Annotated in this window: 14 protein-coding genes and 1 riboswitch; of the genes, 2 read left to right on the plus strand and 12 right to left on the minus strand. The window is 71.1% G+C overall.

The window, feature by feature from the left end; translation table 11 throughout:
* Nucleotides 1–396 precede the first annotated feature (396 nt).
* Nucleotides 397–681, plus strand: coding sequence for a type II toxin-antitoxin system prevent-host-death family antitoxin (locus tag ABT116_RS01035; RefSeq protein WP_351626097.1), 285 nt, complete (start codon nt 397–399; stop codon nt 679–681).
* On the plus strand, nt 678–872 hold the full coding sequence (locus tag ABT116_RS01040) for a type II toxin-antitoxin system RelE family toxin (RefSeq protein ID WP_351625981.1): 195 nt from the start codon (nt 678–680) through the stop codon (nt 870–872). Before ABT116_RS01035 ends, ABT116_RS01040 begins: the two co-directional genes overlap by 4 nt.
* A 5-nt stretch (nt 873–877) precedes the next feature.
* On the opposite strand, the gene ABT116_RS01045 is transcribed toward ABT116_RS01040, so the two are convergent.
* The 12 genes from ABT116_RS01045 to ABT116_RS01100 all read right to left on the minus strand — a co-directional run bounded on the left by ABT116_RS01045 (nt 878) and on the right by ABT116_RS01100 (nt 13,505).
* Entirely contained in the window at nt 878–1,819 is a 942-nt protein-coding gene (locus ABT116_RS01045) for a Ppx/GppA phosphatase family protein (protein WP_351625983.1), read from the minus strand.
* Nucleotides 1,816–2,346: a DUF501 domain-containing protein gene (locus ABT116_RS01050; protein WP_351625985.1), complete on the minus strand. Its 531-nt coding sequence runs from the start codon at nt 2,344–2,346 to the stop codon at nt 1,816–1,818. Before ABT116_RS01050 ends, ABT116_RS01045 begins: the two co-directional genes overlap by 4 nt.
* 52 nt (nt 2,347–2,398) lie before the next feature.
* A complete protein-coding gene (locus ABT116_RS01055; protein WP_351625988.1) occupies nt 2,399–2,875 on the minus strand; it encodes an FtsB family cell division protein in 477 nt (158 codons plus the stop codon).
* 119 nt (nt 2,876–2,994) lie between these two features.
* The gene (gene eno, locus ABT116_RS01060) at nt 2,995–4,275 is read right to left on the minus strand and encodes a phosphopyruvate hydratase (RefSeq protein ID WP_351625991.1); all 1,281 of its coding nucleotides are present in this window, start codon (nt 4,273–4,275) and stop codon (nt 2,995–2,997) included.
* A 261-nt stretch (nt 4,276–4,536) separates the two neighbouring features.
* Nucleotides 4,537–5,229: a transglycosylase family protein gene (locus ABT116_RS01065; protein ID WP_351625993.1), complete on the minus strand. Its 693-nt coding sequence runs from the start codon at nt 5,227–5,229 to the stop codon at nt 4,537–4,539.
* 4 nt (nt 5,230–5,233) lie between these two features.
* Nucleotides 5,234–5,400, minus strand: a riboswitch (cyclic di-AMP (ydaO/yuaA leader).
* A 228-nt stretch (nt 5,401–5,628) separates the two neighbouring features.
* Nucleotides 5,629–6,588, minus strand: coding sequence for a transglycosylase family protein (locus tag ABT116_RS01070; protein ID WP_351625995.1), 960 nt, complete (start codon nt 6,586–6,588; stop codon nt 5,629–5,631).
* Between the two features lie 120 nt (nt 6,589–6,708).
* Nucleotides 6,709–8,016, minus strand: coding sequence for a cytochrome P450 family protein (locus ABT116_RS01075; RefSeq protein WP_351625998.1), 1,308 nt, complete (start codon nt 8,014–8,016; stop codon nt 6,709–6,711).
* Between the two features lie 127 nt (nt 8,017–8,143).
* Nucleotides 8,144–9,163 carry a nucleoside triphosphate pyrophosphohydrolase gene (locus ABT116_RS01080; RefSeq protein WP_351626001.1) on the minus strand — a complete coding sequence of 340 codons (1,020 nt, stop codon included), beginning with the start codon at nt 9,161–9,163 and terminating at the stop codon, nt 8,144–8,146.
* Between the two features lie 435 nt (nt 9,164–9,598).
* Nucleotides 9,599–10,246 carry a SurA N-terminal domain-containing protein gene (locus tag ABT116_RS01085; RefSeq protein ID WP_351626005.1) on the minus strand — a complete coding sequence of 216 codons (648 nt, stop codon included), beginning with the start codon at nt 10,244–10,246 and terminating at the stop codon, nt 9,599–9,601.
* Nucleotides 10,247–10,387: 141 nt separating this feature from the next.
* Nucleotides 10,388–11,884, minus strand: a complete 1,497-nt coding sequence (locus tag ABT116_RS01090) for a serine/threonine-protein kinase (RefSeq protein WP_351626099.1) — start codon at nt 11,882–11,884, stop codon at nt 10,388–10,390.
* A 38-nt stretch (nt 11,885–11,922) separates the two neighbouring features.
* Entirely contained in the window at nt 11,923–12,546 is a 624-nt protein-coding gene (locus ABT116_RS01095; protein ID WP_351626011.1) for a hypothetical protein, read from the minus strand.
* A gap of 212 nt (nt 12,547–12,758) precedes the next feature.
* Entirely contained in the window at nt 12,759–13,505 is a 747-nt protein-coding gene (locus ABT116_RS01100; RefSeq protein ID WP_351626014.1) for a GNAT family N-acetyltransferase, read from the minus strand.
* Nucleotides 13,506–13,547: the final 42 nt, after the last annotated feature.

Here is a 13,547-nt window from a genome sequence, read left to right on the forward strand (position 1 = left end):
GGGGGGTGGCTCGTGCGCCCCTTCACAAGCTCTTGCGGGGTGTGTGCTATCCTCCGCGGCCCGCGTGATCCACGTCATGGTGACAACCGGGCTCCTTTGTGCACCTTGCGTCGTTGTCAATGCCGCGTGAGCTGCCTCTCTGTGCCGGAGAGGCCTCCGTGAGGCACGTCCCGAGTGCCGCTCCGGACACCTCCCCGACCCCCTCCATACCATGCTTCTGAACATGTTCAAAGGCCTGTTCAGCCCCCGGACGGGTCAACTGGGCCCCTCTGATCGCCCGGGAGGGCCGAATTCCTTGTGAAGAACTTCACGAACTTTTCCGACGAGCTGCCTCCGGCGGCTTCGCCCGAGCCCCCGGAGACGCTCATTCGTGATCCTTGCCTGCTCAGAAGCGGGCTGGGCGACGGATTACGCGATGCCGTCGAGCATGACTCAGGATCGCGACTCCCTGAGCCAGACCACATCAACCGGGCCGAGGCAGGCGTTCCGACCGTCATCACGCGCAACGGCGCTCCGGTGGCAGCCGTAGTCCCGATCGCGGACTTCGACGCACTGGAGGAAGCGGCCGACGTCATGCTTGCGCGCGAAGCCGAAGCAGTTCTGGCCGAGGGCGGCCCCACGGTGACGATGGCGGAACTGCTGGCAGACCTGTTCACCGAGCGCAACGGCGATGCTTCGTGAAGTACGCCTTCCGGTTCACCACGGCGGCGCAGCGGCAACTCCGGGCCATCAGCCGGCCCGACTCCATGCGCATCCTGACCGCGCTGACCGCGCTCGGAAGCTACAGGGTCGCCTACCAGATCAACGATGGTGAGCTGGTCATCCTCGTCGTCAAGGTGGGCGACCGGCGGGACGTGTGCCGCAACCTGTAGGGCGGTCAAGCCAAAGACCATCCGATGCCGTCGAGGATGTCGTGCTCGCTCACCACGACCTCCTGCGCGCCGATCCGCTCCATGATCGACAGGAGCACGAGGGCGCCCGCACCGATCACGTCGACCCGGCCCGGGTGCATGGAGGGCACGGCCGCGCGCTCGGCGTGGGTGGAACGCAGCAGCCACTCGGTGATCTCGCGGACCCGGTCGTAGGAGACACGGGAGTGGTGGATGGCCTGCGAGTCGTACTCAGGCAGCTCCTGGGCGATCGCCGACACGGTCGTCACGGAGCCGGCCAGGCCGACCAGCGTGCGCGCCTCGCGCAGCGGAACCGTCTGCTCGGCCAGGTCGAGGGCGGCCTCGATGTCGGCCCGCATCGCCGCGATCCGCTCCTCGGAGGGCGGGTCGCTCACCACCCCGTCCCGGACCAGGTGCCGCTCGGTCATGCGGACACAGCCGATGTCCACCGAGCGGGCCGCCCGGACACGGTCGTCGCCCACGACGAACTCGGTCGAGCCGCCGCCGATGTCCACGACCAGGTAGGGCTTGGGCAGGTGGTCGCTGCCGGTGAGCTCCTTGGTGGCGCCGGTGAAGGAGAACTCGGCCTCCTGGTCGCCGGTGATCACCTCGGGCTCGACGCCCAGGATGTCCAGCACGCCGCGCACGAACTCGTCCCGGTTCTCGGCGTCCCGGGAGGCGGACGTCGCCACGAACCGCAGCCGCTCCGCCCCGTGCTCCTTGATGATCCCGGCGTACTCGCGGCACGCCGCGAAGGTCCGCTGCAGCGCCTCGGGAGCGAGCCGGCCGGTGCGGTCGACGCCCTGCCCGAGCCGCACGATCGTCATCCGGCGGTCCAGGTCGACCAGCTCGCCGGTGCTCGGGTCGGCGTCGGCGACCAGGAGCCGGATGGAGTTCGTACCGCAGTCCACGGCGGCGACACGGGTCACTGGGCGTCCTCCTCGACAGGCGTCACGCACGGGCCCTTGCGCCACCACTCGGGCAGCATCGCGATCGCCTCGTCGCCGAGCGGGTTCACCCCGGGGCCCGCGGCCAGCGAGTGGCCCACCAGCACGTGCAGGCACTTGACCCGGTCCGGCATGCCGCCCGCGCTCGGGAAGTTCTTCAGCTCCTCGATCTCGTCACGGCGCCGGATGTAGTCCTCGTGTGCGGCCCGGTAGGCCGCCGCCAGCTCCGGGTCCGAGGCCAGCCGCTCGGTCATCTCCTTCATCACGCCGTTGGCCTCCAGCGTGCCGATGGCCGAGTTCGCCTTCGGGCACGTCAGGTAGTACAGCGTGGGGAACGGTGTCCCGTCCGGCAGCCGGGGGGCCGTCTCGACGACGTCGGGCTGACCGCACGGGCAGCGGTGCGCGATCGCGCGCAGGCCGCGCGGGGGCCGACCGAGCTGCTGCTTGAAGGCCTCGACGTCGGCGTCGGTCGGCTCGGTGCGCGGAGTGGTCGGCGGGGGCGTTTCCATGACTGTCTTCAGGCTGTCTTTCTCTGGGTTCAGGTCACTGGCTGGGGCTGGGTCACCGGTCGGAGGCGTCGGCCTTGTCGACCCCGTCCCAGACGTTCGAGTACCAGGGACGGTCGGCCGCCCCCAGGTCGGTGCGCGACTGCCGCGCCGCGTGCGGGTCGACGACGATGAAGCCCGTCTCCCCCGGCATGACGTAGTGCAACCGCTGCCGGATCTGCTGTTCTGCGTACGCGTCGTCCTGCCAGCGCGCCTTCAGGTCGCGCAGCCGTTCGACGCGCTCGCGGGCCTGCTGCTGTTCGCGCTGGAGGTCGTCGATCTCGGCGCGCTGCGAGACGTACTCCCGCATCGGGTAGGCCAGGGCCACGATCAGCGAGCACATCACCAGCGCGAGCAGTGCGGCCCGGCCGGTCAGCCGCGAGCGGCGGGCCTGGCGCCTGGTCTGGGAGCGGTAGACCCGGGCCGCGGTCTGCTCGCCGAGCAACCGGATCCTGGTCGCGGTGGAGAACCGGTCCCGGTCCTTCACGGCCATCTGTCCGCCTCCCGCTCCACCGTCATACGCGCGTACGTCCCCGGACACGGTACGGGACCGAGTACGGGGACGTACGTACGACTGGCTAAGGCTTGACCCGGTAAGGGGTCAGCGCCGGGTCAGCCCTTGAAGCGCGGGAAGGCGCTGCGGCCGGCGTAGACCGCGGCGTCGTCGAGGATCTCCTCGATGCGCAGCAGCTGGTTGTACTTGGCGACGCGCTCGGAGCGGGCCGGGGCGCCGGTCTTGATCTGGCCGCAGTTGGTGGCGACGGCCAGGTCGGCGATGGTGACGTCCTCGGTCTCGCCGGAGCGGTGGGACATCATGCACTTGAAGCCGTTGCGCTGGGCCAGCTCGACGGCGTCCAGGGTCTCGGTGAGCGAACCGATCTGGTTGACCTTGACCAGGAGCGCGTTGGCCGCGCCCTCCTCGATGCCGCGGGCGAGGCGCTCGGGGTTGGTGACGAACAGGTCGTCGCCGACGAGCTGGACCTTGTCACCGAGCTTGTCGGTGATGGTCTTCCAGCCCTCCCAGTCGTCCTCGAACAGCGGGTCCTCGATGGAGACGAGCGGGTACGCGTCGACGAGCTCCGCGTAGTACTCGGTCATCTCGGCGGCGGAGCGGGTCTTGCCCTCGAAGGTGTAGGCGCCGTCCTTGTAGAACTCGGAGGCGGCGACGTCGAGGGCGAGGGCGATCTGCTCGCCGGGGGTGTAGCCGGCTTCCTTGATCGCCTCGAGGATGAGGTCGAGGGCCTCGCGGTTGGAGCCGAGGTTCGGGGCGAAGCCGCCCTCGTCGCCGAGGCCGGTGGCCAGGCCCTTGCTCTTCAGGACCTTCTTCAGCGTGTGGTAGACCTCGGCGCCCCAGCGCAGCGCCTCGGAGAAGGACTCCGCGCCGATCGGGGCGATCATGAACTCCTGGATGTCCACGTTGGAGTCGGCGTGCGAGCCGCCGTTCAGGATGTTCATCATCGGCACCGGCAGCAGGTGCGCGTTCGGGCCGCCCAGGTAGCGGAAGAGGGGGAGGTCGCTGGCCTCGGAGGCGGCGTGGGCGACGGCGAGCGAGACGCCGAGGATGGCGTTGGCGCCGAGGGAGCCCTTGTTGTCGGTGGCGTCCAGGTCGAACATCGCCTGGTCGATCAGGCGCTGCTCGGTGGCGTCATAGCCGACCAGCTCCGGGCCGATCTGCTCGATGACCGCGAGGACGGCCTTCTCCACACCCTTGCCGAGGTAGCGGTTCGAGTCGCCGTCGCGGAGCTCGATGGCCTCGAAGGCGCCCGTGGAGGCGCCGGACGGGACGGCGGCACGACCGGTGCTGCCGTCGTCGAGGCCGACCTCGACCTCGACCGTGGGGTTGCCTCGGGAGTCCAGGATTTCCCGGGCTACGACGACGTCGATGGACGGCACGAGCATCTCCTTCTTATGTGACGCGGGTACGCGGGTCACGTGGACCCGGCGAGGTGCGGAGCCTCGGTGGCTCGCGACATGAGCCTAACCGGCTCCGGGCGATCGGCCACCGGGTCGCCCACCCCATGGACAGAACCGAGAGTAAATTGTTTCCGAACGGAACAAAGCCGGTTGCCGAAAAAACCCCGCCCCGGCGCGTACGGGGGATGACGCACCGGGGCGGGGAGCACGTGGACCCTGAGGGTCCAAGCGGGCCGCTGCTTACTTCAGGTGCAGCTGCTGGCCCGTGTAGATGAGGTTGGCATCGTCGATGATGTCCTTGTTCAGCTGGAAGAGCTTCTCCCAGCCGCCCTTGACCTTCTGGTCCGCGGCGATCGAGCTGAGGGTGTCACCCTTGACGACCTTGTACTCGCCGTCACCCTTCTTGACCTTCTTGCCGGTCGGGGTGGTGACGGTCTTCTTGGCCGCCGGGCGCTCGTCGGAGCGGGAGGCCGGCTGCTGCTCGGTCTGGCGGGTCTCGGTGCTCTGCTGGCTCTGGGAGGAGCTGCCGGAGTCGCTCGAGGAGCCGCCACCGGTGTAGCCGACGCTCGACAGGCCCTTGCCGCAGACCGGCCAGGCGCCCTTGCCCTGGCTCGCCAGGACCTTCTCGGCGATCTCGATCTGCTGGGCCTTGGTGGCCTGGTCGGCGGTGGAGGCGTACTGGGTGCCGCCGTAGCCGGACCAGGTGGAGGCGGAGAACTGCAGACCGCCGTAGTAACCGTTGCCGGTGTTGATGGACCAGTTGCCGCCGGACTCGCACTGGGCGACCGCGTCCCACTCGGAGGCGGTGGCGGCGGAGGCGTTGCCGGCCGCCATCAGCGGGGCGGCGACGGCGGCGCCGGTGACACCGGCGATGGCGATGGCGCGAGTGGCCTTGGACGGACGGCGGTGCGTGCCCTTGCCGGAAAACAGCATGGAGAGATCCCCTCACCGACGCCTGCGAGGTGAGCTGTCGGGTTCGGGCCGGTTGAGTTGCCCGGCCGCGTCCCTCACGGGACACGGCTTCACCCCAAGCCCTTCCGGCACAACCGGCCGGTCGGGCACCTACCTTGGGTCCCCCGCTCCTGCCTACGGCGCTTGACGCGACGACTGTTCCCGTACGGCCGCTGGCAGGATTCGGCGTTGCGGCAGCCGGGGCTCGTGGTGACGAGCGATCACGACCGTAGACACGCGGTCCGCGGAATTTCAAAGACGATCAAGGCTTCTGAGATCTATCTCTCACCGGTCTTATACGGGACATTCGGCGCGAAACGTGACGTGAACTCACCCGGTTTCGGGGCGACTTCGACCGTCGTTTCCGCACTGCCCGAACAACTACTTCTCGTCCGCTTCGCCCTCGACCGTGAGCGCCTGACCGGGGTGGATGAGGTCCGGGTCGGCGCCGACCGCCTTCTCGTTGCCCTCGTAGAGGGCGTGCCATCCGCCGCTGACCCGAAGGGCGTCGGCGATGGACCAGAGACTGTCGCCGATTCCCACGATGTAGGCACCTTCGGACGCGTCGTCGGAACCCTCCTCAGCGGGCGCGGAGTGACGCCCCGTGGACTTCTCCGCACGGTCGCCGCCGGGCGCGCCGGTTTCGTCGGCGCTGGGACCGCGATGACGGCCGGAGCCGGCGTCGGTCGGCTGCGAGGAGTCGTCGCCCGGGCGGGCGTTGTCACTCTTGGAGGTGCCCGACGGGGCGCTGTCGGACTGCTTCTCCCGCGACGAGCCGGTGGATTCGGTCGACTTGTCCGTCTTGGCGGTTTCGTCCTTGGAGGCCGATGACGCGTCAGGCGATGAGGACGGAGAGGAAGAAGGACTGTCCGAGGGGGACGAGCCGAGCGAGTCGAGCAGGCCGGGCGAGTCGACCTCGCCGGACGAGTCGGACGAATCGGATGACCCGGACGAGTCCGACCCCTTGCCCTGCTCGAGGCCGGAGAGCAGTCCGCAGGTGCGCCACGCGCCGACTCCCTGGTCGGCGAGGATTCTCTCGGCCACGGCTATCTGCTGGGAGCGGCTGGCCAGGTCGGGGCTGGCGGCGTAGTCGAGGCCGCCGTGGTTCTCCCAGTCCTCCTGGGACAGCTGCAGGCCGCCGTAGTAGCCGTTGCCGCTGTTCTCGCTCCAGGCGCCGCCGGTCTCGCAGTCCGCGACCCGGTCCCAGGTCGTGCCGTCGGCCGCACTGGCGCCGGAGGCCCCTAGGAGCGGGATCGCGATGGCGGAGCCGGTCACTCCGGCCGCGACGAGGAGAGCCGGAGCCTGGCGGGGGCGACGGTGCCGACCGTTCCCGGAGAGCATACGGAGACCTTTCGCGCGACAGCAGTTACCGACGCGGCGTGAATCCCTCCGCGTTGATGGGTGAACGTATCGGCAGACGATCACTTGTCACAAGTTCATGCCGCGCAGATCACGTGAAGATCACAGGTCTGATGTTTCGTCACGTTCGGCTGCTGCTGCCGGTGCGAACTCCACGGGCAGCGTGCGCAGCCCGCGCATGATGAGGCCGCCGCGCCATCTCAGCTCGGCCGGATCCGCGGCGAGCCGGAGGTCCGGGAGGCGGGTGAGGAGGGTGGCGAGGGCGGTCTGGCCCTCCAGGCGGGCCAGCGGGGCGCCGAGGCAGTAGTGGATGCCGTGGCCGTATCCGAGGTGCTGGTTGTCGCGGCGTGAGAGGTCCAGTACGTCCGGATCGGCGAACCGCTCCGGGTCCCGGTCCGCGGCGGCCAGCACGACGAGGACGGGGTCGCCCGCCTCGATGCGCTGCCCGCCGAGAGTGAGGGACTGCGTGGCGAAACGCCAGGTGGCGAGTTCGACGGGGCCGTCGTAGCGGAGGAGTTCCTCGACGCCGGTCTCCAGGAGGCCGCTCTCCCCGGCGGCGAGGGACGCCTGGAGCCGGGCACGCTGCCCGGGGTGGGTGAGCAGCGCGTAGGTGCCGTTTCCGATCAGGTTGACGGTTGTCTCGAAACCGGCGAACAGCAGGATGAAGGCCATGGCCGCCGCCTCGTTCTCGGTGAGGTGCTCTCCGTGGTCGGATGCGCGGATCAGACCGGAGATGAGGTCCTCGCCGGGGGCGGGTTCGGCGGGCAGCGCCTCGCGCTTGCGGTGGATGAGGTCGGCGAGGTAGCCGCGCATCTTCTTCACCGACCGCGCCACGCCGCCCCTGGGGCCGCCCTGGTGACGGATCATCATGCCCGCCCAGTCGCGGAAGTCGTCCTGGTCCTCGCGGGGGACGCCGAGCAGGTCGCAGATGGCGTAGATGGGGAGCGGGAAGGCGAACTCGTGGATCAGGTCCGCGGATCCCTTCGCCGCGAAGCCGTCGATCAGAGTGTCGGTGAGCTCCTGCACCCGCGGGACGAACTCGGCGACCCGGCGGGGTGTGAACGCCTTGGACACCAGCCGCCGCAGCCGGGTGTGGTCCGGCGGGTCGATGTTCAGCAGATGCGTCATCAACTCGGCCTTGCGCTCGCCGGGGATGCCCGTCTTCCCCTTGGCGTGCGCCGGTTCGTCGTGATGCGCCGGGTTCTTGGAGAGCCGGTTGTCGGCGAGCGTCTGCTTGGCGTCGGCGTACCGCGTGACCAGCCAGGCCTCCACACCGCTGGGGAGTCGCCTCTTGTGGACGGGGCTGTGCTCGCGCAGCCAGGCGTAGGCGGGGTAGGGGTTGCTCGCGAACTCCCAGGTGAAGAGATCGGGAGCGGTCGTGGCTGGGCTGGGCTGGGGCTGGTCGGTCACTCCTCGACCGTATCCGGCTTCCGGCAGCGGCCCTCCACCGTCACGCTCGGCTGACCGGCCTCCACAGCCTCCCTCCACCGTCACGCTCGGCTGAGCGGCTGCCGCAGCCTCCCCCGGCCGCGGCCGCTCAGCCCTCGGCGTCCCTGATCGCGTCCCGGTACGCGCGGGCCGCCGCTCTGAGGGCCGCCTCCGGGTCGACGCCCTCCGACTCGGCTCGGACGGCCAGGGCCAGCAGCTCGTAGCCGATGCCCTCGACGGGAGGGAGCGGTATCTCCAGGTGTGCTGTGCGGACGCGGGAGGCCAGCTTGGCGGCGAGGGCCAGGCCGGGCTGGCCGAGGGGGATGCCCTCGGTGATCGAGGTGCGCTGCTTCTCGACCGCCTTGGTGCGCAGCCAGTGCTCCTTGACCTCCTCCGGGGTGGTGGCCGTCGCGTCGCCGAAGACATGCGGATGCCGGTGGATCAGCTTGGCGACGATGCCACCGGCCACGTCGTCGATGGAGAAGGGTTCCGCCCCGTCCTCCGGCCGGCCCTCCTCGGCGATGCGGGCGTGGAAGACGACCTGGAGGAGGACGTCGCCGAGCTCTTCGCGCAGTTCGTCACGGTCGCCCTCCTCGATCGCCTCGACGAGCTCGTACGCCTCCTCGATGCCGTACTTGGCCAGGCCCTCGTGGGTCTGCCGGGAGGACCATGGGCACTCGGCGCGGATGCGGTCCATGACCTGGACGAGGTCGAGGAGGCGAGCGCCGGGGAGGTCGTAGGAGGCGGGCAGCAGCTCCAGCTCGGGCATGGCGACACGGCCGGTGCCGGCGAGGCGTGCCAGGCCGTCCGTCAGGGCCGGTTCGCCCTCGCCCGTCGCCACGACGACCACCGTGTGTCCGCCTGCGCAGGCGTCGAGCAGCTGCTGCGCGGTCGGGGACGCCTCGGCGACGGTGATCCCCGCCTCGCGCAGATACGGCAGCTGCGGATGCGTGCCGTCCGCGCACAGCACCTGGTCGGCCTCGTGCAGGGCCTGCCAGGCCGGCCAGGAGAGCAGACCGGGGGCGACTCGGTGGCTGGTGGTGAGCAGGACGATGCGGCCGGGGGCGACGGCCGCGTCGGGAGCGGTCCGCTCGGGGCCCGGGGTGGCTTCGGGGCTGTTGGCGTTCACGGTTCGAAGCTATCCCACGTCGCCGACAGCACCCGAAAGTTATCCACAGGGTCCGGGAGGGTGGGTGCCGGGCGTCGATGTGGCGCGGAGGCCCGGAGGGCGGTGCCAGGCGTCGACCTGGCGCGGAGGCCCGGGAGGCGGGTGCCGGGCGTCGACATGGTGCGGAGGCCCGGAGGGCGGTGCCAGGCGTCGACGCGGCACAGGGCCCCGGAGGGCGGGCGTCATGCGTCGACCTGGCGCGGAGGCCCGGGAGGCGGGTGCCAGGCGTCGACATGGTGCGGAGGCCCGGAGGGCGGGTGCCGGGTGTCGACGCGGCGCGGCGGCCCGGAGGGCGCGTGCCGGGTGTCGACGCGGCGCGGCGGCCCGGAGGGCGCGTGCCGGGTGTCGACGCGGCGCGGCGGCCGGCGGGTGCCCTCCGGGTGGGCCGTACCTGCTCTACATGCCCTGCTGCGTCTGCGCCGCCGTGACGTCCCGTACCCACGGCGTCCTGGCTTCGGCGGGCCTGCTCTTCTGGGCGTCCCAGGTGCCGTAGCGCGGGTTGAGATCGACGTTCAGGTCCTTGGAGGCGTCGGAGAGCGCCTTCCAGAACTCGGGACGGTCGGTGTTCGTGCCCAGCTTCTCGGCGAGTTTCTGGGCCTCCAGCTGGAGGCGGAGGTTGTCGTCGAGGCGCTGCGGCGGGATGCCGTACTGCTGGAGCCAGGTCGTCTCCAGCCCCTTGGCGCCACCGGCCTGCTGTTCCAGACCGGACCGCATCTGCTGGATCTCCTTGCGGGAGACGGTCACTCCGGCGTCCTCGGCGGCGCGGTGCAGCACCCGGTCCAGGACCATGGTGTGCAGGGTGTCGCGGGCGAGGGTGCCGCTTCTGGCGATGGCCTGCTGGTACTGGGCCTCGTCCTGGACGGCCGCCCGCTGGGCCGCGCGTACCTCGCCGACCCGCTCTTCCAGCTGGGAGACGGTGATCCGCTGGCCGCCCACCACGGCTGCCGCGCCGGGATGCGCGTCGTTCCCGCAGGCGGTGAGCAGGGGCGCCGCGGCGGCGATCGCGGCGGTGAGGAGGAGCGCGGTGCGACGGCGGCGGTGCAAGGAAACCTCCCGAGGAGATTGTGCGACGGTGCACAAGGTCTTGCGATGATCGATGGTAGGCAGTGGCCAAGCTCTGGCCAACCCATTCGACCAACGATTCACCGGGACTTCCGGCACCGCCGCGCCTCCCCGGGGCGGTCGTCAGCCGCGGACCTGCCCCAGCCACTGCAGCGTCCTGCGGATCTCCGCCCCGAGCGGGTGCCCGTGACCATGGGTGCGCTCCACGTCGTGCAGCAGCCGGGCCAGGGTGTCGTGGGCGGCGCCTCGGTCACCGAGGGCGAGCTGGAGGTGCCCGATCCGGCGGCGGACGTCGTGCGCGAGCTCGGGTCCGCCGGCGGCGACGTACTGGTTCTCGTAGTACGGCAGTACCGCCCGGTACTCGGCGAGCGCCGCGGCCGGTTCGCCCAGCTGTTCGAGACATTGGGCGGCCTCGTAGCGGAAGCGCAGAGCCTGCGGGTCGGCCTGGCCCGCCTCGGCGGCGCGTTCGTCGGCGAGCCGGCGCAGCTCGGGCAGCGCGCGCCGGTACTGGCCGTCGTCCAGGAGCGTCGCGGCGTACTGCTTGCGCAGGGTACGGACGACCGGGGAGTGCGCGCCGTGCTGTTCGGCTGCGGCGGGCAGGATCGCCCCGAGGATGTCGACGGCCTGGGTGACACGGCCCTCGCCGAGGAGCCGTTTGACCTCGTCGACGGCGCGGGCGATGTCCGTCTGACCCGGAGCCTCGGTGACCGGTGTGGCGGGCGTGGGCTGGGGCGCCGGGGTGCGCGCACGATCCGGCCAGGGGGCGTGCGGACGCAGGAACGGGCGGGTGGGATCCAGAGCCGCTCCGGTGGGCGTGCCGCGCGCCGGCAGGAGCAGCTCCAGGTGCTCGTAGACCTCCTGCGCGGAGGCGGGCCGGTGCTGCGGGTCCTTGGCGAGGAGGCGCAGCACGAGGGCCTCCAGGGCCTCGGGCACCTCGGGGCGGATGCGGCGCACTGGCAGCGGGGGTTCGTACAGGTGCCGGTGCAGGACGCCGAGGACCGTGGAGCCGGAGAAGGGCACGTCCCCACTGAGCAGTTCGTACAGGACCACGCCGAGCGCGTACAGGTCGGTGTACGGGCCGACCGCGCCGCCCATCGCCTGCTCCGGTGCCATGTAGGCGGGCGAGCCGATCGGGGTGCCGGTGTGCGTGAGGCGGGTGGTGTCGGCGTCCATGACGGAGGCGACGCCGAGGTCGAGGACGGTGACGGTGCCGTCCTGCTTCACCATCACGTTGCGCGGCTTGAGGTCGCGGTGGACGATCGGCACGGCGTGCACGGCGCTCAGCACGGCGCACAGCTGCGCGGCGACCGCGACCGCCCACTGCCAGGGGTACGGGGAATGCTCGGCGAGGTGGCCGGCTAGGTCGGCGCCGTCGATGTACTGCATGACGAGGAACAGCTCCTCGCCCTCACTGCCCGCGTCGTGCACGGTGACCAGGCCGGGGTGGTCGACCTGCGCGGTCACCCGGCACTCGCGCACGAAACGGCGGCGCAGTTCCTCCGCTTCCTGGCCGGCGACCTTGTCGGGGCGCAGCAGCTTCACCGCCACACGCCGGTCGAGCCGCTGGTCGTACGCCGTCCACACCTGGCCCATGCCGCCCTGCCCGAGGACGGTGGCCAGTTCGTAGCGGCCGGCGACGACTCGTCCTGCCGCCGCGGTCACCTTCCGTCCTCGTGGTTGCCGTCCCGGTGGCCTTCGCCCTCGTACCGGCGCAGGTAGTCGCTGAGCTCGTCGAGTTCGGCGCGGACCTGGTCGATGCGGGCGGGGGCCGGCCGCTGGGGGGACGGGGGCGGCTGCATCGGGGGCGGGGGCGTGTCGTGCGGGGAGGGTGCGTGAGGTGCGGAGGGCTGCGGGACGGGGGTGGACGTCGGGGCGTAGGGCGGCGCGGGGTGCGGGTAGCCGTACGGGGTGTGTGCGACGGTCGGCGCGTGGGGCGACGCGTGACCGGCGAGCGTCCGCTGCTCGCCGTGGTGGCCGATGTCCACGACGAGGAAGTAGATGGCGGCACCCGCCCCGAGCAGCAGGATCATGGCCAGCGCGACGTCGGTGCGGTAGTCGTCCTCCGGCAGCGTGCCGATCACGGCGAAACAGGCGATGGACAGCGGCAGGCTCACCCAGGCCAGCACCCAGTCGAGGGCCCGGCCGCGCAGGACGGCCACCCGGAACAACGGGACGCAGGCCAGCACGCCGCAGGTGAGGAACCCGGCTGCGGCGAACAGCACGCGCAGAGAGATGACCGTTGCCGCGCTGCGGGGAGGCGGCGCCGCGCCGTGGCCGTACATGACTGCTCCTGGACCGGTGTGGCCGATGGGGACGGACGTGCGAGTGACAGAGACCCTGTTGGGGAATCCGAGCGTATAGCCCGACACGGACAACCGGTCACGGGTTGTACCGAACCGTTGTCATGCTGATCACTTCGTGTGAACGGCCCGCCCCCGAGCCGGTCGTGGGCCGTACGGCCGTACCGTGCGCCACGCCTTACGGCGGATGCCACCTACAAGGGGTGGCGCATCCACACGTTGGGCTCGACGTACACCGCGTATCCGCGCTCCGTCTCGCAGCGCACCGGCACCAGACCGCCCGGCACTTCGATGTCGCCGTCGGAGTCGAAGGGCAGGCCCGTCCAGCGGCGCCAGTCCGCGAGCGGGGCGGCCACCGTCATGGATGCCGGTGCCACCGAGTCGACGGTGGCCCCGGCCCGGGCGTGGACGCGCAGCCACGGGTCCTGGGGCAGGCCGTCGGGGCGGACGCGGCGGGCGTACTCCTCCATCGGCGTGTGCGGTTCCAGGTGTTTGGCGTTGGGGCGGACCGGGGCGACGACCTCGCGGAAGCCGCGGGCCCGGGCGTTGTCGCGCATGGCCGAGAGCATCACCGCGGACAGGCCGCGGCCCTGTGCCTGCGGGGCGATGGAGACCGAGATCGCGCTGACGGTGTCCGGCCGGACTCCGCGCCGAAGGTCGGAGAACGCCCACACCAGTACCGCGTCCCAGCCATTGGCCGGCAGCCGGCCACCGCGGTGCTCGGTGCCGAGGGCGAAGGGCACGCTGTAGGCGTTCGCCACGATCTCGCCCTGCTCGTCTTCGGCGAACAGGACGTACTCCGGGAGTTCGGCGGCGATCCGCGGGAAGTGGGCGGCGCCCACGAGGTCCTGGATCACGAACTCCGGCCAGCTGTCCGCCATCCCGACGACCCGCTCCAGCATGTCCGGGCGGTCGGCGAGGCTCGCTATGTTCGGCTGCATGTGATCAAGGTAGGCGGGGGTGGCGGACATCCGGAACCGATT

Origin of the sequence: Streptomyces sp. NPDC002130 (assembly GCF_040296465.1) — a bacterium.
In the GTDB taxonomy this organism is placed as follows: Bacteria; Actinomycetota; Actinomycetes; order Streptomycetales; family Streptomycetaceae; genus Streptomyces.

What these genes read in the sequence shown, in the direction of transcription:
- ABT116_RS01050 (WP_351625985.1), bottom strand. Translation starts at nt 2,346, where the DNA reads ATGGAAACGCCCCCGCCGACCACTCCGCGCACCGAGCCGACCGACGCC.
- ABT116_RS01055 (WP_351625988.1), bottom strand. Translation starts at nt 2,875, where the DNA reads ATGGCCGTGAAGGACCGGGACCGGTTCTCCACCGCGACCAGGATCCGG.
- ABT116_RS01065 (WP_351625993.1), bottom strand. Translation starts at nt 5,229, where the DNA reads ATGCTGTTTTCCGGCAAGGGCACGCACCGCCGTCCGTCCAAGGCCACT.
- ABT116_RS01070 (WP_351625995.1), bottom strand. Translation starts at nt 6,588, where the DNA reads ATGCTCTCCGGGAACGGTCGGCACCGTCGCCCCCGCCAGGCTCCGGCT.
- ABT116_RS01095 (WP_351626011.1), bottom strand. Translation starts at nt 12,546, where the DNA reads ATGTACGGCCACGGCGCGGCGCCGCCTCCCCGCAGCGCGGCAACGGTC.
- ABT116_RS01100 (WP_351626014.1), bottom strand. Translation starts at nt 13,505, where the DNA reads ATGCAGCCGAACATAGCGAGCCTCGCCGACCGCCCGGACATGCTGGAG.